This is a genomic window from Streptomyces pacificus (assembly GCF_011766325.1).
In the GTDB taxonomy this organism is placed as follows: domain Bacteria; phylum Actinomycetota; class Actinomycetes; order Streptomycetales; family Streptomycetaceae; genus Streptomyces; species Streptomyces pacificus.
In genome coordinates, this window is record NZ_BLLG01000005.1 from 454,500 (window position 1) to 474,574 (window position 20,075).

Annotated in this window: 22 protein-coding genes; 5 read left to right on the forward strand and 17 right to left on the reverse strand. The window is 70.7% G+C overall.

Annotated elements, in window-relative coordinates; translation table 11 throughout:
* Positions 1–5: 5 nt before the first annotated feature.
* The 4 genes from SCWH03_RS11805 to SCWH03_RS11820 all read right to left on the reverse strand — a co-directional run bounded on the left by SCWH03_RS11805 (position 6) and on the right by SCWH03_RS11820 (position 3,193).
* Complete coding sequence (locus SCWH03_RS11805) at positions 6–1,382, reverse strand: NADH-quinone oxidoreductase subunit D (RefSeq protein ID WP_173264095.1); 1,377 nt, start codon at positions 1,380–1,382, stop codon at positions 6–8.
* Positions 1,379–2,107, reverse strand: a complete 729-nt coding sequence (locus tag SCWH03_RS11810; RefSeq protein ID WP_173264096.1) for an NADH-quinone oxidoreductase subunit C — start codon at positions 2,105–2,107, stop codon at positions 1,379–1,381. Before SCWH03_RS11810 ends, SCWH03_RS11805 begins: the two co-directional genes overlap by 4 nt.
* A 157-nt stretch (positions 2,108–2,264) precedes the next feature.
* The gene (locus tag SCWH03_RS11815) at positions 2,265–2,819 is read right to left on the reverse strand and encodes a NuoB/complex I 20 kDa subunit family protein (RefSeq protein WP_173264097.1); all 555 of its coding nucleotides are present in this window, start codon (positions 2,817–2,819) and stop codon (positions 2,265–2,267) included.
* Between the two features lie 14 nt (positions 2,820–2,833).
* The gene (locus SCWH03_RS11820; RefSeq protein ID WP_017948722.1) at positions 2,834–3,193 is read right to left on the reverse strand and encodes an NADH-quinone oxidoreductase subunit A; all 360 of its coding nucleotides are present in this window, start codon (positions 3,191–3,193) and stop codon (positions 2,834–2,836) included.
* Between the two features lie 694 nt (positions 3,194–3,887).
* Between SCWH03_RS11820 and SCWH03_RS11825 the strand changes: the two genes are divergently transcribed.
* On the forward strand, positions 3,888–4,730 hold the full coding sequence (locus tag SCWH03_RS11825) for a C40 family peptidase (protein WP_173264098.1): 843 nt from the start codon (positions 3,888–3,890) through the stop codon (positions 4,728–4,730).
* A 190-nt stretch (positions 4,731–4,920) separates the two neighbouring features.
* On the opposite strand, the gene SCWH03_RS11830 is transcribed toward SCWH03_RS11825, so the two are convergent.
* Positions 4,921–6,210 carry a geranylgeranyl reductase family protein gene (locus SCWH03_RS11830; RefSeq protein WP_173264099.1) on the reverse strand — a complete coding sequence of 430 codons (1,290 nt, stop codon included), beginning with the start codon at positions 6,208–6,210 and terminating at the stop codon, positions 4,921–4,923.
* 98 nt (positions 6,211–6,308) lie between these two features.
* Between SCWH03_RS11830 and SCWH03_RS11835 the strand changes: the two genes are divergently transcribed.
* Complete coding sequence (locus SCWH03_RS11835) at positions 6,309–6,821, forward strand: GNAT family N-acetyltransferase (RefSeq protein ID WP_173264100.1); 513 nt, start codon at positions 6,309–6,311, stop codon at positions 6,819–6,821.
* Positions 6,822–6,908: 87 nt separating this feature from the next.
* Here SCWH03_RS11835 and SCWH03_RS11840 read toward each other — a convergent pair whose 3' ends face one another.
* The 5 genes from SCWH03_RS11840 to SCWH03_RS11860 form a co-directional block, all read right to left on the reverse strand.
* A complete protein-coding gene (locus SCWH03_RS11840) occupies positions 6,909–7,820 on the reverse strand; it encodes a glutaminase (protein ID WP_173264101.1) in 912 nt (303 codons plus the stop codon).
* Positions 7,821–7,840: 20 nt separating this feature from the next.
* Positions 7,841–8,536 (reverse strand): demethylmenaquinone methyltransferase, encoded by a 696-nt coding sequence (locus tag SCWH03_RS11845; RefSeq protein WP_173264102.1) that lies wholly within the window; start codon positions 8,534–8,536, stop codon positions 7,841–7,843.
* 176 nt (positions 8,537–8,712) lie between these two features.
* The gene (locus SCWH03_RS11850) at positions 8,713–9,366 is read right to left on the reverse strand and encodes a hypothetical protein (RefSeq protein WP_173264103.1); all 654 of its coding nucleotides are present in this window, start codon (positions 9,364–9,366) and stop codon (positions 8,713–8,715) included.
* A gap of 7 nt (positions 9,367–9,373) precedes the next feature.
* Positions 9,374–10,573, reverse strand: a complete 1,200-nt coding sequence (gene mqnC / locus SCWH03_RS11855; RefSeq protein ID WP_173264104.1) for a cyclic dehypoxanthinyl futalosine synthase — start codon at positions 10,571–10,573, stop codon at positions 9,374–9,376.
* A 351-nt stretch (positions 10,574–10,924) separates the two neighbouring features.
* The gene (locus tag SCWH03_RS11860; RefSeq protein WP_173264105.1) at positions 10,925–11,821 is read right to left on the reverse strand and encodes a menaquinone biosynthetic enzyme MqnA/MqnD family protein; all 897 of its coding nucleotides are present in this window, start codon (positions 11,819–11,821) and stop codon (positions 10,925–10,927) included.
* A 270-nt stretch (positions 11,822–12,091) separates the two neighbouring features.
* Between SCWH03_RS11860 and SCWH03_RS11865 the strand changes: the two genes are divergently transcribed.
* Positions 12,092–12,295 (forward strand): cold-shock protein, encoded by a 204-nt coding sequence (locus SCWH03_RS11865; protein WP_017948713.1) that lies wholly within the window; start codon positions 12,092–12,094, stop codon positions 12,293–12,295.
* Between the two features lie 527 nt (positions 12,296–12,822).
* On the forward strand, positions 12,823–13,221 hold the full coding sequence (locus tag SCWH03_RS11870) for a DnaJ family domain-containing protein (RefSeq protein ID WP_173264106.1): 399 nt from the start codon (positions 12,823–12,825) through the stop codon (positions 13,219–13,221).
* Positions 13,222–13,359: 138 nt separating this feature from the next.
* Here SCWH03_RS11870 and SCWH03_RS29855 read toward each other — a convergent pair whose 3' ends face one another.
* The 7 genes from SCWH03_RS29855 to SCWH03_RS11900 form a co-directional block, all read right to left on the reverse strand.
* Complete coding sequence (locus SCWH03_RS29855; protein WP_109542219.1) at positions 13,360–13,434, reverse strand: 50S ribosomal protein bL37; 75 nt, start codon at positions 13,432–13,434, stop codon at positions 13,360–13,362.
* Positions 13,435–13,641: 207 nt separating this feature from the next.
* Positions 13,642–14,976, reverse strand: coding sequence for a dicarboxylate/amino acid:cation symporter (locus SCWH03_RS11875; RefSeq protein ID WP_173264107.1), 1,335 nt, complete (start codon positions 14,974–14,976; stop codon positions 13,642–13,644).
* Positions 14,977–15,632: 656 nt separating this feature from the next.
* The gene (locus SCWH03_RS11880; RefSeq protein ID WP_173264108.1) at positions 15,633–15,923 is read right to left on the reverse strand and encodes a DUF4229 domain-containing protein; all 291 of its coding nucleotides are present in this window, start codon (positions 15,921–15,923) and stop codon (positions 15,633–15,635) included.
* Positions 15,924–16,027: 104 nt separating this feature from the next.
* A complete protein-coding gene (locus SCWH03_RS11885; protein WP_173264109.1) occupies positions 16,028–16,552 on the reverse strand; it encodes a GNAT family N-acetyltransferase in 525 nt (174 codons plus the stop codon).
* A 189-nt stretch (positions 16,553–16,741) separates the two neighbouring features.
* The gene (gene mqnE, locus SCWH03_RS11890) at positions 16,742–17,905 is read right to left on the reverse strand and encodes an aminofutalosine synthase MqnE (RefSeq protein WP_173264110.1); all 1,164 of its coding nucleotides are present in this window, start codon (positions 17,903–17,905) and stop codon (positions 16,742–16,744) included.
* A gap of 94 nt (positions 17,906–17,999) precedes the next feature.
* Complete coding sequence (locus SCWH03_RS11895; RefSeq protein WP_109295472.1) at positions 18,000–18,455, reverse strand: Lrp/AsnC family transcriptional regulator; 456 nt, start codon at positions 18,453–18,455, stop codon at positions 18,000–18,002.
* Between the two features lie 166 nt (positions 18,456–18,621).
* The gene (locus tag SCWH03_RS11900; RefSeq protein ID WP_173264111.1) at positions 18,622–19,287 is read right to left on the reverse strand and encodes a UbiX family flavin prenyltransferase; all 666 of its coding nucleotides are present in this window, start codon (positions 19,285–19,287) and stop codon (positions 18,622–18,624) included.
* A gap of 93 nt (positions 19,288–19,380) precedes the next feature.
* On the opposite strand from SCWH03_RS11900, the gene SCWH03_RS11905 reads away from it, so the two are divergent.
* On the forward strand, positions 19,381–19,974 hold the full coding sequence (locus SCWH03_RS11905) for a rhomboid family intramembrane serine protease (RefSeq protein ID WP_173264112.1): 594 nt from the start codon (positions 19,381–19,383) through the stop codon (positions 19,972–19,974).
* Positions 19,975–20,075: the final 101 nt, after the last annotated feature.

The window sequence follows — 20,075 nt, forward strand, 5'->3', positions numbered from 1 at the left end:
GTCTGTCACCGGTCGACGCCTCCCATCACGGGGTCGATGGACGCGACGGCGACGATGACGTCGGCCACCTGGCCGCCCTCGCACATCGCCGCCACGGCCTGCAGGTTGGTGAACGACGGGTCGCGGAAGTGGACCCGGTAGGGGCGGGTGCCGCCGTCGGAGACGACATGGACGCCGAGTTCGCCCTTGGGGGACTCGACGGCCGCGTACGCCTGCCCGGCGGGGACCCGGAAGCCCTCGGTCACCAGCTTGAAATGGTGGATCAGGGCCTCCATGGAGGTGCCCATGATCTTCTTGATGTGGTCGAGGGAGTTGCCGAGACCGTCCGGGCCGAGCGCGAGCTGCGCGGGCCAGGCGATCTTCTTGTCCTCGACCATCACCCGGCCGGGGGCGAGCCGGTCCAGGCACTGCTCGACGATCCGCAGCGACTGCCGCATCTCCTCCAGCCGGATCAGGAAGCGGCCGTAGGCGTCGCAGGTGTCCGCGGTCGGGACGTCGAAGTCGTAGGTCTCATAGCCGCAGTACGGGTCGGTCTTGCGCAGGTCGTGCGGCAGTCCGGTGGAGCGGAGGATCGGGCCGGTCGCGCCGAGGGCCATGCAGCCGGCCAGGTCGAGATGGCCGATCTCCTGCATCCGGCCCTTGAAGACGGGGTTCCCGGTGGCGAGCTTGTCGTACTCGGGAAGGTTCTTCCGCATCTTCTTCACGAACTCGCGGATCTGGTCCACGGCGCCCGGGGGCAGGTCCTGGGCCAGGCCGCCGGGGCGGATGTAGGCGTGGTTCATCCGCAGTCCGGTGATCAGCTCGAAGATGTCGAGCACGAGCTCGCGGTCGCGGAACCCGTAGATCATGACCGTGGTGGCGCCGAGTTCCATGCCGCCGGTGGCGATGCACACCAGGTGCGAGGAGAGCCGGTTGAGCTCCATCAGCAGCACGCGGATGACCGAGGCGCGGTCGGGGATCTGGTCCTCGATCCCGAGCAGCTTCTCCACGGCGAGGCAGTACGCCGCCTCGTTGAAGAAGGGCGTCAGATAGTCCATGCGCGTGACGAAGGTGGTCCCCTGCGTCCACGTCCGGTACTCGAGGTTCTTCTCGATGCCGGTGTGCAGATAGCCGATGCCGCAGCGGGCCTCGGTGACGGTCTCGCCCTCGATCTCCAGGATCAGCCGGAGCACCCCGTGGGTGGACGGGTGCTGGGGCCCCATGTTGACGACGATGCGCTGGTCGTCCGCCTTGGCCGCGGTCTCGGCGACCTCATCCCAGTCGCCGCCGGTGACCGTGTACACGGTCCCCTCGGTCGTCTCGCGGGCGTCCGACAGCGGCGTCCGGGAGGGGTCCTGAGCGCTCTGGCCGCCGGGGGGCCGGTGGGCAGCCGATGGGTTCATGAGTACGACCTCCGCTGGTCCGGAGCCGGGATCTGGGCGCCCTTGTACTCGACGGGGATGCCGCCGAGGGGGTAGTCCTTGCGCTGCGGGAAGCCCTGCCAGTCGTCCGGCATCATGATCCGGGTGAGGGCGGGGTGGCCGTCGAAGACCAGACCGAAGAAGTCGTAGGTCTCCCGCTCGTGCCAGTCGTTGGTCGGATAGACCTCCACGAGCGACGGCACATGGGGGTCCGCGTCCGGGGCGCTGACCTCCAGGCGGATCAGCCGGCCGTGGGTGAGCGAGCGCAGGTGGTAGACGGCGTGCAGCTCGCGTCCCTTGTCGCCCGGGTAGTGGACGCCGCTCACACCCGTGCACAGCTCGAACCGCAGCGCCGGATCGTCCCGCAGCGTCCTGGCGACGCGGACGAGGTGCTCGCGCCAGACGTGGAAGGTGAGTTCGCCGCGGTCGACGACGGTCTTCTCGATCGCGTCCTCCGGGACGACGTCCTGCTCTTCCAGGGCGCCCTCGAGTTCGTCGGCGACCTCGTCGAACCAGCCGCCGTAGGGGCGGGTGGCCGCGCCGGGAAGGCGGACGGAGCGGACGAGCCCTCCGTATCCGGAGGTGTCGCCGCCGTCGCCGGCGCCGAACATGCCGCGTTGGACGCGGATCTCCTCGCCGTGCTCACCGCGCTGCCCGGGCAGGTTCTGCTCGGAGATCTCCCTCTCCGGGTTCGGCTGGTCGGTCACCGGTGCACCCCCTCGGTCGGCTTGATCGGCTCGATCGGCCTGATCGCGGTCGGCCTGGTCGCGGTCGGCCTGGTCGGCTCGCTCGCCCCTGCGCCCGCACCTCGCGGGAGTGCGGGGTCCGTGGCCGTCCGCGGCCCGGCGGCCGCGCGCGCGTCGCTCACCGGAGCAGCCCCTTCATCTCGATCGTCGGGAGCGCCTTGAGCGCCGCTTCCTCCGCCTCGCGGGCGGCTTCCTCCGCGTTCACTCCGAGCTTGGAGGTCTGGATCTTCTGGTGGAGTTTGAGGATGGCGTCGATCAGCATCTCCGGCCGAGGGGGGCAGCCGGGCAGATAGATGTCGACGGGAACGACATGGTCAACACCCTGCACAATCGCGTAATTGTTGAACATTCCGCCCGATGAGGCGCACACACCCATGGAGATCACCCACTTGGGATTGGGCATCTGGTCGTAGACCTGCCTCAGGACGGGCGCCATCTTCTGGCTCACCCGCCCGGCCACGATCATCAGGTCCGCCTGCCGGGGGGAGCCGCGGAAGACCTCCATGCCGAAGCGCGCCAGGTCGTAGCGGCCGGCCCCGGTGGTCATCATCTCGATGGCGCAGCAGGCGAGGCCGAAGGTCGCCGGAAAGACGGACGACTTGCGCACCCAGCCCGCGGCCTGCTCGACGGTGGTCAGCAGAAAGCCGCTCGGCAGTTTCTCTTCGAGTCCCATTGCCCCTCAGCTCCTCAGTCCCATTCCAGGCCGCCGCGCCGCCAGACGTAGGCATAGGCGACGAAGACGGTGAGCACGAAGAGCAGCATCTCCACGAGCCCGAAGATCCCCAGGGCGTCGAAGCTGACGGCCCAGGGATAGAGGAAGACGATCTCGATATCGAAGATGATGAAGAGCATCGCCGTCAGGTAGTACTTGATCGGAAAGCGGCCCCCTCCGGCCGGCGTCGGCGTCGGCTCGATACCGCACTCGTAGGCCTCGAGCTTCGCGCGGTTGTACCGCTTCGGGCCGACGAGCGTCGCCATGACCACGGAGAAGATCGCAAAGCCTGCCCCTAGGGCGCCGAGCACGAGGATGGGCGCGTAGGCATTCACGCTCCTCGCTCCTTCCAGTCGTCCTTGACCGTTGGACCGCACCAGGACTCGTCTCGCCGCCCCGCGAAGATCATGCTCATGTGAGGCAGTTCACAAGCCCGACTGCTCCGCATCCTATGCCCGTCGGTCTGTGATCTGCGACACGGGGTGAGCCAAGGACTTTGTGATCTCCACCACCTGACGAAGGATCATGAAGCCGGATGAGCGGTGATCTTCATACGGGAAGCGCGCAAGTGGCTACGAAAAGTGAACATTCTCGCCGTCGTCGCTGGTCAGGAGCTGGGTTCACTAGCAGGGGGGACGACGTCCAGGCAAATTGGCGATGGACCGGACCGAGTGATAGAGGACGCCTTTCACTCGAGCGAGGGGGCCGGGCGGACGGAAGTGGACGTGTGCATCGGTTCACGAGCACCACCCCGGGTCATCGACAGGGGCCACTCTGTGACCTGCGCCACTCGGACCGAGGGTCGGAAAATCGGGGCTTGGCCACCGATGCGAAGGGGTGGTAAGCGGCGGGCAATACGGACCTTTTCCCGAAAACCCATGATCACAACCTTGATCACGACTGCCCGTTTTGCCCGTTACGGCGTCAATAAAGGTGACACGCCCGCCGCTTCGCCCGCTCCAGGGGGCAACTGTGGTGGAAAGCACGTTTCTTGAAGGGAACCGTAGAGCCCTGATAGCGGTTGTACCCATGTCCCACACCGCTCACATACCCAGCCACCGGAAGCCCCGCCGCAGCTCCTCGAAGCTCGCGCTGCGCGCGGGAGTTGCCGGTGGCGTTCTCAGCACCATCGCGGTCGCCGGAAGCGCCGGGCCGGCCAGCGCCGAGCCGGTGACCGAGACCATCGAGATGCCCGCACTCACCCTCGACAGCCCGGAACTCGCCGAAGCGGTCGCCCTCTCCGCCGAGGCGACCCAGCAGGCCGCCCTGGCCCTCGATCTGCGGGCCCAGGAGAACGCCGCCGCCGTCAAGGCGGCGAAGGCCGCGAAGCAGGCCAAGGCGGAGGCGGAGCGCAAGGCCGAGGCAGAGCGGAAGGCCGAGGAGGCCGCCCGCGCCGCGGCCGAGGAGCGCGCATCGCGTTCTTCCGCCTCCTCGGAGCGCACCACCCTCTCCCACGCCTCGCAGAACGTCACCCAGGGCGTCTCGCAGAACGTCTCGCAGGGCGCCTCCAACGCCTCCGGCTCCGCCGCCACCGTGGTCGCCTTCCTCAAGGCCCAGCTCGGCGACGCCTACGTCATGGGCGCCACCGGCCCCAACTCGTGGGACTGCTCGAGCCTGGTCCAGGCAGCGTTCCGCCAGGTCGGCATCGACCTGCCGCGCGTCTCCCAGGACCAGTCCGTGGCGGGTACGCAGGTGTCGCTTGGCAACCTCCAGGTCGGCGACATCCTCTACTGGGGCGGCGCCGGCTCCGCGTACCACACCGGTGTGTACATCGGCGACGGCAAGTACCTCGACGCCGCCAACCCGAGCAAGGGCGTCGTCATCCAGGAACTGTCGGGCTACCCGGCGAGCGGCGCCGTCCGCGTCCTCTGAGCGGCCCCCGGCCGCAGCAGGCCGCCGTCTCCCGGTCCCCGGGGACGGTGGCCTTCCCGTCATGGCCTCCGGGGTTCTTGCACGGGGGACGGCCCCGCGCCTCCCGGTGGGTGAGCGGCCACGCAGAGTGCGGAGAGTCCCTGGGGGCCACACACGCACAACCCGGCGCGGAACGACGCCGGTTGAATCATCATGAACGTGGGGCTGCCTTGGAGAGGCCGTTGATGATCCGGTCCATCGCATCGCCGCCGGTCGGGTCCGTGAGGTTGGCCAGCATCTTCAGCGTGAACTTCATCAGCACCGGGTGCGTCAGGCCCCGCTGGGTCGCGATCTTCATGACCTTCGGGTTGCCGATGAGCTTCACGAACGCCCGGCCCAGCGTGTAGTAGCCGCCATAGGTGTCCTTGAGGACCTTCGGATAGCCGCGCAGGGCCAGTTCCCGCTGGGCGGCGGTGGCCCGGGCGTGCGCCTGGACGATGACGTCGGCGGCGATCTGCCCGGACTCCATGGCGTAGGCGATGCCCTCGCCGTTGAACGGGTTGACCAGGCCGCCCGCGTCGCCCACGAGCAGCAGGCCCCTGGTGTAGTGCGGCTGCCGGTTGAAGGCCATGGGCAGCGCGGCGCCGCGGATCGGGCCGGTCATGTTGCCGGGCACATAGCCCCATTCCTCCGGCATCGAGGCGCACCAGGCCTTGAGGATCTCGCGCCAGTCCAGCTCCTTGAAGGACGCCGAGGTGTTCAGCACGCCGAGGCCGACGTTGGAGGTGCCGTCGCCCATGCCGAAGATCCACCCGTAGCCGGGCAGCAGCCGGTCCTCCCCGGGGCCGCGGCGGTCCCACAGCTCCAGCCAGGACTCCAGGTAGTCGTCGTCGTGCCGCGGGCTGGTGAAGTAGGTGCGAACGGCGACGCCCATCGGGCGGTCCTCGCGCCGGTGCAGCCCCAGGGCGAGGGAGATCCGGGAGGAGTTGCCGTCCGCGGCCACCACAAGCGGCGCACGGAAGGTGGCCTCGCGCTTCTCGTCGCCGAGCCTGGCGTGGACACCCGTGACGTGCCCGGTGCGGTCGTCGATGATCGGGGCGCCGACGTTGCAGCGCTCGTACAGCCGCGCGCCGGCCTTCTGCGCCTGCCTCGCCAGCTGCTCGTCGAAGTCGTCCCGCTTGCGCACCAGTCCGTAGTCCGGGTAGCTGGCCAGTTCCGGCCAGTCCAGTTGCAGCCGGACCCCGCCGCCGATGATCCGCAGGCCCTTGTTGCGCAGCCAGCCGGCCTCCTCGGACACGTCGATGCCCATCGCGACCAGCTGCTTGGTGGCGCGGGGGGTGAGCCCGTCGCCGCAGACCTTCTCGCGGGGGAAGGCCGTCTTCTCCAGCAGCAGGACGTCCAGACCCGATTTGGCCAGATGGTAGGCGGTCGTCGAACCGGCCGGGCCCGCCCCGACGACGATCACATCTGCGGTGTGCTCGGAGGGGGTCGCCTCGGTCACGGCTGGTTCTCCCGAAGACTCGAATTCACGTGCCGTGCGGCACAGGTCGTGTGCAGTCTATGGGTGCGTACCGACCGGCGACCGAAGGGCTCCCCACGATGACCGCAGCGTCTCTCCCCGTCGTCCGGCTCCGTGTGCCCACCGAGGAGGACGCCTTCGCCTGGCACCGCGCCTTCGACGACGCCGAGGTGATGGAGTTCCAGGGCGGCAGGTCCGCCGAGGTCTCCGTGTACGAGGAACTCACCGCGCGGCAGCGGCGGCACGACGCCGAGCGGGGCTTCTGCCTGTGGACGCTGCTGGACGAGGCGGGCGCGGTGTGCGGCTTCACGGGCGCGCAGCCGTGGCCGCACGAGGCGTTCGGCCCGGTCGGGGAGATCGAGATCGGCTGGCGACTCGCGCGCCCGTACTGGGGCCGCGGCTATGCGACGGCCGCCGCGCGGACGGCACTGGACCGGCTGCGCGCGGCCGGTGTCCCGTCCGTGGTCGCGATGGTCGACTCCCGCAACGAGCGGTCGATCGCGGTGACCCGGCGGCTGGGCATGGAACTCGCCGAGACGTACACCGTCCCGGGCCTCGACCGCACGGGGCTGTGCTTCCGGCTCGCCCTCTAGCCGCGTCAGGCGACGTCCGCCCCGCCGCGGCACGAACGCCCCGGACTCCGAACGCCCCGGACTCCGAACGCCCGGAACTCCGTACGTTCAGAACACCGACAGCCCGGTCAGCGTGGTGAAGCGGTCCAGCGCCGCCACGCCCGCCACCGAGTTGCCTCGCGCGTCCAGCCCCGGGCTCCATACGCACAGCGTGCACCGCCCGGGCACCACCGCCACGATCCCGCCGCCGACACCGCTCTTGCCGGGCAGCCCGACCCGGTAGGCGAACTCGCCCGCCGCGTCGTAGGTACCGCAGGTGAGCATCACCGCGTTGATCTGCTTCGCCTCGCTGCGGGTCAGCAGTCTGCCGCCGTCCGCGCGCAGTCCGTGGCGGGCCAGGAAACGGGCCGCGCGGGCCAGATCGGCGCAGTTCATCTCGATCGAGCACTGCCAGAAGTAGTGGTCGAGCAGCGCGGGGACGGGGTTGGCGATGTTGCCGTAGGACGCCATGAAGTGGGCCAGCGCGGCATTGCGGTCGCCGTGCCCGTGCTCGGACTCGGCGACCTGAGGGTCGAAGCCCAGCTCCGGGTTGCCGCTCTCCTGCCGCAGGAACTCCAGCACCTCGCTGCTGGCATCGCCGGTCAGGGTCAGCAGCCGGTCCGTGACGACGAGGGCACCGGCGTTGATGAAGGGATTGCGCGGGATGCCGTTCTCGTACTCCAGTTGCACCAGGGAGTTGAACGGGTTGCCCGAGGGCTCGCGGCCCACGCGCTCCCAGAGGTCGTCGCCGCCCAGGGAGAGCGCGAGGGCCAGGGCGAAGACCTTGGTCACCGACTGGGTGGAGAACGGCCTCTCCCAGTCGCCCACACCGTGGACCTTGCCGTCGAGGTCGGCGATGGCCATGCCGAAGCGGCCGGGGTCGACGGCGGCCAGGGCCGGGATGTACTCGGCCGGAGTGCCGCTGCCGACCAGCGGTCCGACGTCCTGCGCGATCCGCTCGAGGATCGACTGGTAGTCCATGGTGCGCGGGCCGCCGGGACCTACCGGGACCTGCTGCCGCGGTGCAGCGCGACGATCCCGCCGCTCAGATTGCGCCATGCCACCTTCGACCAGCCGGCCTTCTGGAGCATCGCGGCGAGGTCCGCCTGCTCGGGCCAGGACCGGATCGACTCGGCGAGGTAGACGTATGCGCCGGGGTTGGACGACACCGCGCGGGCGACGGGTGGCAGCGCCCGCATCAGGTACTCCTCGTACACGGTCCGCAGGGGCGCCCAGGTCGGGTGCGCGAACTCGCAGACGACCACGCGGCCGCCGGGCTTCGTCACGCGGTGCAGCTCGCGCAGGGCCCGGTCGGTGTCCTGGACGTTGCGCAGCCCGAAGCTGATCGTCACGGCGTCGAAGGACCCGTCCCGGAAGGGCAGCCGCGTCGCGTCGCCTGCGGTCAGCGGCAGCCACGGGTGCCGCCGCTTGCCCTCGCGGAGCATGCCGAGGGAGAAGTCGCAGGGCACGACGTACGCGCCGGTGCGGGTGAACGGCAGCGAGGACGTGCCGGTCCCGGCGGCCAGGTCGAGGACCCTCTCGGCGGGCCGCGCGCCGACGGCCTCGGCGACCTCCCTGCGCCAGCGCCGGTCCTGGCCGAGCGAGAGCACGTCGTTGGTGAGGTCGTAGTTCGCCGCGACATGGTCGAACATCGACGCGACTTCGTGCGGCTGCTTGTCCAGGGATGCGCGGGTCACTGGCGTTCGGCCTCGCTTCGGCGGGTGCGGACGATACGCCGGCCATTGTCTCAGGCGCGTCGCGGCGGTCGGGGTGAGGGCGTGCCCCGCGGACCCCGGCCACCCGGTGCCGCCGTTGCCGCCGGTGCCGCTGCGGTTCCCCCGGGTGTGTCGCCCGCGGACCCCGGCCCGGGCCGTCAGCGCCGCCGGTACACCAGCCGGCCCCCCAGGACGGTGGCGACGCAGCTGCGGGCACCGTACTCGTGCAGGGCGGCGAGCGGGTCGCCGCCGTGCGGCACGTCGAACACGGCGAAGTCCGCGCCCCCGCCCCCGGGGCCCAGTGGCGCACGGAACGCCTCGGCCGCCGGCCGGCCGGCGAACGGATCCAGCGACGGCCGCCCTTCCGGCTCCGTGAAGCGCTCCTCGCGGACGAGCCCGGCTCGGACCACCGCGTCGAGGACCGCGCGGCACCGGAAGTCGCCGGCCACCGCCACCGTGCCGTGCGCGAGCATCCGCTGGGCACCGCGCCGCGCGCTCGCTCCCCACCGGGCTTCCGTCATGTCCAGTGCGGCGAGCGCGGGGCCGGTGAGCGGCTCCGCGCCCAGCTCGTCCGCCTCGCGCGGGTCGGGGTGGTAGGCCCGCTCCAGCAGCTCGGGTCCGTAACGGTTGCACAGGCCCGGCGTCAGCACACCGGGCCAGCGCCGCACCCGTGCCCGGGGATAGGCGGCGGCCACGTCCCCGTAACCGCCCACGGCCGCGATACCGCTGCCGAGGACGGCGACCGCGCCGCCCGGGACGGGAACCCCCCGGCCGCCGGGCAGCAGCAGGTCCGCGGCGTGGATCGTCAGCACGGTGCGGTCAGCCGGCGCCGAGCAGCTTCAGCTCGGGGTGGGCGGTACCGCCCTCGATCGCCGTAGACGAGATGTGCGACACGACGCGGTCGTCGGCCGGGTCGTCCGCCGGGTCCTCGTGCACCACGAGGTGCTCGTACGTCGTCGTCCGCTGGGCCGGGACCCGGTCCGCGCGGCGGATGAGGTCGATGATCTCCTGCCGGTTGGAGCGGTGCCTGGCTCCCGCCGAGGAGACCACGTTCTCCTCCAGCATGACCGAGCCGAGGTCGTCCGCGCCGTAGTGAAGCGACAGCTGACCGATCTCCTTGCCCGTGGTCAGCCAGGAGCCCTGGATGTGGGCGACGTTGTCGAAGAAGAGCCGGGCGATCGCGATCATCCGCAGGTACTCGAAGACCGTCGCCTGCGTCCGGCCCTTGAGGTGGTTGTTCTCGGGCTGGTACGTGTACGGGATGAAGGCCCGGAAACCGCCCGTGCGGTCCTGTACGTCGCGGATCATCCGCAGGTGCTCGATGCGCTCGGCGTTGGTCTCACCGGTGCCCATGAGCATCGTGGACGTCGACTCCACACCGAGCCCGTGTGCCGTCTCCATGATGTCCAGCCAGCGCTCGCCGGACTCCTTCAGCGGGGCGATCGCCTTGCGCGGCCGCTCCGGCAGCAGTTCGGCGCCGGCGCCCGCGAAGGAGTCCAGACCGGCCGCGCTGATGCGCCGGACCGCCTCCTGCACGGACACACCCGAGATCCTGGCCATGTGCTCCACCTCGGACGCGCCGAGGGAGTGGATGACCAGCTGCGGGAACTCCCTCTTGATCGCGGAGAAGTGCCTCTCGTAGTACTCGACGCCGTAGTCGGGGTGGTGACCGCCCTGGAACATGATCTGCGTGCCGCCGAGCTCGACCGTTTCGGCGCAGCGCCGCAGGATGTCGTCGAGGTCGCGGGTCCAGCCCTTGGCGGTGTCCTTGGGCGGGGCGTAGAAGGCGCAGAATCTGCAGGCCGTCACGCAGACGTTGGTGTAGTTGATGTTGCGCTCGATGATGTACGTCGCGATGTGCTCGGTGCCGGCGTAACGGCGGCGGCGCACGGCGTCCGCGGCGGCGCCCAGCGCGTGCAGCGGCGCGGAGCGGTAGAGGCCGAGCGCCTCCTCGGGGGTGATCCGCCCGCCCTCGGCGGCGCGGTCCAGGACGGACTGGAGGTCGGCCTTCTGGGTCACCGGAGTGTCGCCTTTCGGTGGTGGAGCAGGGCGTTGCCGGACCGGGCCAGCCTACGGCAGGCCCCTGACCGCCCCTCGGGGGCATCTCGGCGGTGCCGCGGCGGCGGGGGCCCCGTCGCAGCCGCGCGCCCGCTCCCACGCCGGCCCTTTCGGCGGGGCCCGCGCGCACCCGCGTCCGCGCCCGCCCGGCGTCACGGCCGCCGTCTGCCTGACCCGCCTCGTTGAGCAGCCCGCGTCCGCGCCCGCCCGGCGTCACGGCGGACCGCCCCCCGCACCCGCCCACCACGAGGGCCGCACCCGCCCCCGCATCCGGGACGGGGCCGACGACCGGGGCCGGCCGGTCCGGGGGCTTCATCCCCCGAGCAGTTCGACCGCCACATCCGCCGGGAAGCCCGTCGTCGGGCCGATCCTCCGGGCGAACTCCCGGACACCGGCCAGCTGCTCGGGGCCGAAGCGGAAGTCGAGCGTGCTGAAGTACCGCTCGAGGACCGCCGCGTCGAACGCCTCCCAGCGCGCCGCCTGCTCGGCGACCTTCGCGACCTCCTCGAGGGACAGGTCGCGGGAGGCCAGAAACGCCTCATGGACCTGACGTACGAGCCGTGGCTCCCGTCGCAGGTAGTCCCTGCGGGCCGCCCACACCGCGAAGACGAACGGCAGACCGGTCCAGTCCTTCCACATCCGGCCCAGGTCGTGGACCCGCAGGCCCAGCCTCGGCGCGTCGTGCAGCGAAGCGCGCAGGGCCGCGTCGCCGATCAGCACGGCCGCTTCGGCCTCCTGCATCATCACGCCCAGGTCGGGCGGGCAGCCGTAGTAGTCGGGTGCCACCCCGTACCGCTCGGCGAGCAGCAGCTGCGCCAGGCGTACGGAGGTCCGGGAAGTGGATCCGAGGGCGACCCGGGCGCCGTCCAGCCGCTCCAGGGGCAGCTGCGAGACGATCACGCACGACATGACCGGCCCGTCGCAGCCCACCGCGATATCGGGGAAAGCGACGAGTTCGTCGGCGTTGCGCAGATATTCCACCAGGGTGATCGGCCCGATATCGAGATCACCGGCGACCAGCCGCTCGGAGAGCTTCTCCGGGGTGTCCTTCGTCAGCTCAAGATCAAGGAGTGCCCCGGTGCGCGCGAGGCCCCAGTACAGCGGCAGGCAGTTCAGGAACTGGATGTGACCGACCCGCGGCCGGCTGCGACGGCCGTGATCGGCGGCGGCGTTCTCGGAGTGTTCCGCGCGTGCTGCGTGACTGTCCACATCGTGAGGCTAGACCTGGGGAGCGGCCTTCGAATGATCGGGGCACCGCGCCCGAGAGCGTCAGCATGTCAAGACTGCATCAAACATCCGGGTGACGTGATCTTTCCCTCTACCCATCCGAACACCGTGCGTGCTAAGCTCAACGCAAGTTGCAGTTTGGTTTCCCTTGCAGTGCAGAGCCTGCGGAGCATGTGACCCGCAGGCTTTTGTAGTTTTCAGACTTGTTTGCAGGTTCTGGAGCAGGGCAACCCTTTGGCCCAAGGAGGGCTTATGGCTACCGGAACCGTGAAGTGGTTCAACGCTGAAAAGGGCTTCGGCTTCATCGCCCAGGACGGCGGCGGCCCGGATGTCTTCGTCCACTACTCCGCGATCAACGCGACCGGCTTCCGCTCCCTCGAGGAGAACCAGGTCGTGAACTTCGACGTCACCCAGGGCCCGAAGGGCCCGCAGGCGGAGAACGTCACCCCGGCCTGATGCGACCGGGTCGGCGATCGCGCACGACTTAGCAGTACCCAAGGAGCCCCGCCCGTACCTCGTGTACGGGACGGGGCTCCTGCCCTTCCGGAACACTGCCGGAAACCGGCCGGGGGCCGCATTCCTCACCCGAACGGCCGAAAACCGGAACAGAAAACGCGACCGGAAACGCACGGGAACGGGAACGGGAAGCACGGCGGAAAAGACGGCGGACAGCGCGGGAGCCGAAAGGAAAGCGACCTCGGAGGCGTCCACGACCCGGTGACACGGCGTCCAGCCCCACCAGCCGTGCTCTCCGGGCCCCGGGACGCACCATCCCGGGGCCCTACCGGCACACCGGCCCGGGAGCGGGTCCGCTCCCGGGCTCGCTCCAAGGCCCCGGAATCCCTCGCACTGGTGTCGCCCGCGGGCACGGTCAGCTGCCGAAGACGGCCGGTCCCGGTGCCGCCCGGTTCGCCTCTCCCGGGAGCGCGGCTTCCCGCCCCGGGGTCCTGACCGACCGGCTCCGCGTCTGTAGCCTGGAAGCCATGACCGAGCGAAAGCCCCCGGGTATCAGTTTCGCGTCGTGGGTCGACAAGCAGATCCACGACGCGGAGGACCGCGGCGAGTTCCGGGATCTGCCGGGCCTCGGCAAGCCCCTGCCCGACGACCGGGCACCCTACGACGAGCTCTGGTGGGTCAAGGGGAAGATGCACCGGGAGGGCATCGCCGTGCTGCCTCCCGCCCTCGCCCTGCGCAAGGAGGCCGAGGACGCGCTGGAGAAGGCCTACCGCGCGCCTTCGGAGGCCGCGGTCCGCCGGATCATCACGGAGGTCAACGAGAAGATCACCAGGATGCTCCTGATGCCGCCCCCGGGCCCGCCGCTCGGGCGCAGGCCGTATGACGTGGACGAGGTCGTCGAGGAGTGGCGGCTGCGGCGGGGCTGACACGACGCAAACCGCCGGGCCCGGCCGCCGCGCCGCCGGGCCCCGCAGCCCGGGCTCAGATCCTGACGTCACGGCCCGGAGCGGACGCCGTCGTGGGGGGGGGCGGACGGGCCGGCAGGCGATCAGGTGCGGGGACGGTCAGGCGTTGGGGCGCTTGCCGTGGTTCGCCTTTTTCTTCTTCCTGCCCCGCCGCTTGTTGCCGCGCTTCGACATGGTGCATACCTCCCGCTTCCGGATGAAAACGACGATCTTTGCAGTCTAGGCGAAGCGGTGCCGGCGCTTCCGCTCCGCGCACCCGCGGCACGCCGGTACGGCCGTGCCGCGGGTGCTCCGGTCCACGACGGGCCGGCACCCGAAGCGCCCCGGTCCGGGGGAGGAATCCGGGGTGCTTCGGGTGCCGGCCCGCTCTGCGGTGGCACGTCACACGGTCGCGGGGACGGCCTCCCGCTGTCCGGGCCCGGGCATCCCGTCCTCGTCCACCGGGGACGCCGAGGCCGAGTCGTACGCGTCGCGGTCGAGGATCCGCTCACGAGCGGCGACGATCACCGGCACGACGGCCTGGCCGGCGACGTTCGTCGCGGTCCTCATCATGTCCAGGACCGGGTCGATCGCCATCAGCAGCCCCACGCCCTCCAGCGGCAGGCCCAGCGTGGAGAGGGTCAGCGTCAGCATGACCGTCGCGCCGGTGAGACCGGCGGTGGCCGCGGATCCGACGACCGAGACGAAGGCGATCAGCACATAGTCCTGCACACCGAGCGGGACGTCGAAGATCTGCGCGATGAAGATCGCGGCGAGCGCCGGATACACGGCGGCGCAGCCGTCCATCTTGGTCGTCGCGCCGAACGGCACGGCGAAGGAGGTGTACTCCTTCGGCACCCCGAGGCGTTCGGTGACCTTCTGGGTGACCGGCATGGTGCCGACCGAGGAACGCGAGACGAAGGCGAGCTGGATGGCAGGCCAGGCTCCCTTGAAGAACTGCAGGGGATTGACTCTGGCCGCGGTCGCCAGCAGCAGCGGGTACACGCCGAACATGACCAGGGCGCAGCCGATGTAGACATCGGCCGTGAAGGTGGCGTACTTGCCGATGAGGTCCCAGCCGTAGTCGGCGATCGCGTAGCCGATGAGGCCGACGGTGCCGATCGGGGCGAGCCGGATGACCCACCAGAGGGCCTTCTGGAGCAGCTGCAGCACGGACTCGCTGAAGGTGAGGATCGGCTGGGCCCGGTCACCGAGCTTGAGGGCGGCGGCGCCGGCGACGGCGGCCATGAAGACGATCTGCAGGACGTTCAGCTCGGTGAAGGGCGTGATGACGTCCGTGGGCACGATGCCGGTGAGGAAGTCGATCCAGGAGCCGGCCTTCTCCGGCTTCTCGCCGTCCTGCGGGGTGAGGCCGGTGCCCGCACCGGGATTGGTGAGCAGGCCGATCGTGAGACCGATGGCCACGGCGATCAGCGAGGTGACCATGAACCACAGCAGTGTGCGGCCGGCCAGCCGTGCGGCGTTGTTGACCTTCCGCAGATTGGTGATCGACACCAGGATCGCGAAGAAGACGAGCGGGGCGACGGCCAGCTTCAGCAGCTGGACGAAGATGCCGCCGATCTGCTCCAGTGTGCTGCGCAGCCAGCTGATGTCCTGGCTGCGGGCCAGCCAGCCGAGCAGGACGCCGGCCACCAGGCCGGCGACGATCTGGGCCCAGAAGGGGACCTTCGGCGTACGGCTGGCGCGGCGGGTGGGCGTCGCGGAGTTCGCGGACACGGGCACGCTCCGGTGAGGTGTGGCGGGACATCGGACGAGACGGGAGAAGCAAGAGGGGACAACGAGCAGAACGGGCGGGGAGCAGAGGGCCCAGGGACGCATGGGAAGCGCGGGGAGCAGGGGGCCCAGGGGCCCAGGGGAATCGGGGGCGACGAAGGGGGCGCGGGTGCGGTACCCGCCCCCTGCGGGGAAGGCGGTCCCGCGATGCCGGGTCAGGCCGAGCGGCGAGGGACCGGGCAGGGAGGGACCGCGGACAGGCCGGGGGCGCCTCCGGCACCGGCACGGTGCGCTACGAGGGGGAGGCACAGGTCGACGTGCAGCCGCGTCATGAGCGGGGGGCTCATGACCGTTCGAGGGCACACTGCTGTCGTCATGGGCCATACGCTAACACTTGAACTTTGAGATCCCCAAAGCCGGGCTTTGGGCCACGATCGCGCCATGGACGTCCGGAAACAGCGCTGCCCCAGCGGGGGAGCACACATTCCCCGCCAGGGCGGCAAGACAGAGCAAGTCGATTGTGGTGAAGCTCACTTCCACCGCTGAGATCCGCGGGCACCGTCCGGCCGGACAGGGCCGGGAATCCGGGAAACCCCGGGGAGCTGATCAGAACCGGTAGAGCGGAGGGAACCGGCGGAACCGGCGGGCTCCAGGGTCCGCTACGGGACGTCCTCGCGCGTGCGGTCGGCCTCCAGGCGCATCTTGGCCCGGTCGACCTTGGCGACGATCTGCTCGGACATCGCCTCGCGCTGGCGGCGCAGCAGCACAAGACTCAGCGGCGCCGAGACCAGGACGGACAGCACAAGCACCCACAGCAGGTTGGAGTCGCCGAGGCCCCGCGGCAGTACGCCCACGTACACCAGCCCCCACAGGAGGAGGAAGCAGCCGACGAAGACGCCGAACCGCATGAGGCTGTACCGGAGCGTGGCGCTCGTCTTGCTGTCGGACACGACGGCCCCTTTCCTTCTCTGAGTCGCCCGTCCAGTGAAGCATGTCCCGGTTCTGCTCATTCAGGCGGCTCCGGTCCCCGTCTCCCGGACGGCACCCGGGCAGGTCATACCAGCGGGAGAAGCATGGTGATGTCGTCGCGGTAGTCGCCGTCGGAGAGGCGGATCGCGTCGGGCACCCGCCCGACCTCCTTGTAGCCGCACGAGGCGTAGAACCGCTCCAGGCCCGCCCCGCCGCGGCAGGTGAGCCGTATCGCGGCAACACCGCTCATCCCGCGGGCGGCGTCGGCGGCGGCGGCGAGCAGCTGCCGGCCGTAGCCTCTCCCCTGGTGCCGGGGATGCACCATCACGGTGTAGAGCCAGACCCAGTGGCGCATCAGCCGGTGCGCGTTGCAGGTGAGGAAGGCCGCTGCGGCGACGTCGCCGTCCGCGTCCCGCCCGACGAGCAGACGCGCCCGCCCCTCGGCCATCGCGACCAGGTGCCGCACCAGTTCGGGCCGGACGTCCTCCGTGCTGACCGGTGGCACGAACCCCACGGCCCCGTCGGCGTTGCTCACATCGGTCCAGAGCCCGAGTATCCCGTCGCGGAGCGCGGGGCCGACGGGCGGATCGAGCGAGAAGTGCAGAGCCATGGCCAGACGATAGCAACGCCCCGCCGGGGGCCGGGAACAGAGCCCGGACCGTCCGGACGGCCCTTGCCGGCGGCTCGAAGGAGTGGGTGCCGCCGGCGGCTGCGGCTGCGGCTGCGGCTGCGGCTGCGGCTGCGGCTGCGGCTGCGGCGGTGACGTACCCCGTGCGGGCCGCATCCGGGGCCGGGCGCCTCAGACCCGCATGGGCTGCGGCGACTCCCTGCGGTCGCCGTCCGGGCCCGGGTACTCGCGGATGACCTCGTACCGGGTGTTCCGCTCCACCGGCCGGAAGCCCGCGTCGCGGATCAGCTCCAGCAGGTCCTCGCGCGTCAGCTTGTTCGGTGTGCCGTAGTCGTCCGCATCGTGTGTGATCTTGTACTCGACGACCGAGCCGTCCATGTCGTCCGCTCCGTGCTGCAGCGCCAGTTGCGCGGTCTGCACGCCGTGCATCACCCAGAAGACCTTGACGTGCGGGACGTTGTCGAACAGCAGCCGGGACACCGCGAAGGTCTTCAGCGCCTCCGCGCCGGTCGCCATCGTCGTCCGCGCCTGGAGCCGGTTGCGGACCTTGCCGTCCTTCATGTCGACGAAGTCGTGCTGGTAGCGCAGCGGGATGAAGACCTGGAAGCCGCCGGTCTCGTCCTGCAGTTCACGCAGCCTCAGGACGTGGTCCACCCGGTGGCGGGGCTCCTCGATGTGCCCGTACAGCATGGTGCACGGAGTCTTCAGGCCCTTCTCGTGCGCGAGGCGGTGGATCCGGGACCAGTCCTCCCAGTGGGTGCGGTGGTCCACGATGTGCCGACGGACCTCCCAGTCGAAGATCTCGGCGCCGCCGCCGGTCAGCGACTCCAGACCGGCGTCGATGAGCTCGTCCAGGATCTCCGAAGCGGTCAGCCCGGAGATGGTCTCGAAGTGGTGGATCTCGGTCGCCGTGAAGGCCTTCAGGGAGACGTCCGGCAGCGCCTGCTTCAGTTCGCGCAGCGACCGTGGGTAGTAGCGCCAGGGGAGGTTCGGGTGGAGCCCGTTGACGATGTGCAGCTCGGTGAGGTTCTCGCTCTCCATCGCCTTGGCGAGGCGGACGGCCTCCTCGATGCGCATCGTGTACGCGTCCTTCTCCCCCGGCTTGCGCTGGAAGGAGCAGTAGGCGCACGACGCCGTGCAGACGTTCGTCATATTGAGGTGGCGGTTGACGTTGAAGTGGACCACGTCGCCGTTCTTGCGCGTGCGGACCTCGTGGGCGAGGCCCCCGAGCCAGGCCAGGTCGTCCGATGCGTAGAGGGCGATGCCGTCCTCGCGGGTCAGCCGCTCGCCGGCCCGGACCTTCTCCTCCAGCGCGCGCTTGAGCCCCGCGTCCATGCGGCCGCCTCCCAGATGTCCTCGTACTGCGCCTGCCCCGGGGCCTCTCCCGGGCGCGCCCCCCGGATCGCCGGAGGCCGCACCCACGTTACGCCTAGACCTCTTCGGGGAGGTCCCCGACCCGGTTCTCCCACTTCGTGGACAGCACGATGGTGGTGCGCGTCCGCGACACGCCCTTCGTGCCCGACAACCGGCGGATCGTCTTCTCCAGGCCGTCGACGTCGCCGGCGCGCACCTTCAGCATGTACGAGTCGTCGCCCGCGATGAACCAGCAGTCCTCGATCTCCGCGAGGTCGCGCAGCCGCTGCGCCACGTCCTCGTGGTCGGTGGCGTCGGAGAGGGAGATGCCGATCAGTGCGGTGACGCCGAGACCGAGCGAGGCGGCGTCGACGGTCGCCCGGTAGCCGGTGATGACGCCGCCGGCCTCCAGGCGGTTGATGCGGTCGGTGACGGAGGGACCGGAGAGTCCCACGAGCCGGCCGAGCTCGGCGTACGAGGCCCTGCCGTTCTCGCGCAGGGCCTGGATGAGCTGCCTATCCACGGCGTCCATATGCCTGAGCCTTCCCTTGTTCATCGCTACCGCAATTTTACGTATGAGATCCAAGGCGTACCCGGGTGTACACCCGGCTCTGCCCTGCGTATCCGGAACGATCGAGGACGTGGGCGCCCCGGCCCGGCGGGCCGCCCCGTCCCCTCGCTCGCGTGCCGGCCGGTCGTCAGTCGCCCCTGGAGCCCCCCAGCTCTCCCTCCCAGCGGCGGTACAGCCCGTGGGCGACGCCCGCCGCGTCCAGCACCCGCCCCGCCACGAAGTCCACCAGGTCCTGGATGTGCGTCGCCCCCGCGTAGAAGGCGGGGGACGCGGGCAGGACCTGCGCACCCGCCTCGTCGAGCGCCACAAGATGCCGCAGGGTCTGGCCGTTCAGCGGGGTCTCCCGCACGGCGACGACGAGCCTGCGCCGTTCCTTCAGTGTGACGCTCGCGGCGCGCTGGAGCAGGTCCTTGGACAGCCCGAGCGCCACCCCGGCGACGCAGGCGGTGGAAGCGGGCACGATCAGCATGCCCTTGACCGGGTACGACCCCGAGGACGGTCCGGCGGCCAGGTCGCCGGCCGCCCAGTGGCGCACCGCGCCCACGTCCACCCGGAAGGTGCCGGGCTTGCCGTCCGCGCCCCGCTCCAGCCAGGTGCGCAGATCGTCCTGCCAGTGGGCGTCCCGGAACGCGATCCCCGTCTCATCGAGCAGGGTGAGCCGCGAGGCCCGCGACACCACCAGGTCGACGCTCTCGCCCGCGTCGAGCAGCCCGCGCAGTACGGCCGCGGCGTAGGGGGTCCCGGAGGCGCCGGAGACCCCGACGACCCACGGGGTGCGGTTGGCGTCGTTCATGGCAGTGAGCCTATCCGGCCACCGGGTGGCGGAACCGAGTCAGGTGTCCCGGACGTTTCCGGGGAAAGACGCGGAAAACCACTGGGGGACAGGATGCCGACCACCTCGCTCGAGCCGACCCGGACCGACCGGGCCAAGGCCGGGGGCAAGCTGATGCTGGCATGGGTGGCGCTGCTGTGGGTGCTGGAGGCGCTCGACCACGTCACCGGCCACAGCCTCGACACATACGGGATCACCCCGCGCGAGCCCGCGGAGCTGGTGGACGTCGTCCCGGCGTCGTTCGTGCACTTCGGCTTCGCCCATCTGGCGTCGAACACCGTCCCGCTGCTGGTCTTCGGCTTCCTCGCCGCGCTCGGCGGCATCCGCCGCTTCCTGGCCGTGGCCGCGCTGATCATCGTCGCCAGCGGTCTCGGCGTGTGGCTGTTCTCGCCGTCCGGCTCCAACACGGCGGGCGCGTCCGGTCTGGTCTTCGGTCTCTTCGGCTATCTGCTGGTCCGCGGCTTCGTGGACCGCCGGCCGCTGGACGTCGGCGTCGGCCTGGTGGTCGGTGCGATCTGGGGCGGCTCGATCCTGCTGGGCCTCTCCCCCGCGAACACGGGCGTGAGCTGGCAGGGACACCTCTTCGGCCTGGTGGCGGGCGTGGTGGCGGCCTTCGTGTTCCGGCGCCGGACCGCGGCCACCGCCTGACGGACGGGCAGACGGCTGACACTCCGGCCGCCCCGGGCCGGGGGCCTCCGGCCCGGGGCGGCCGGCGTGTCAGCCGGTCGATCTCCGAGACGCCGACGGTC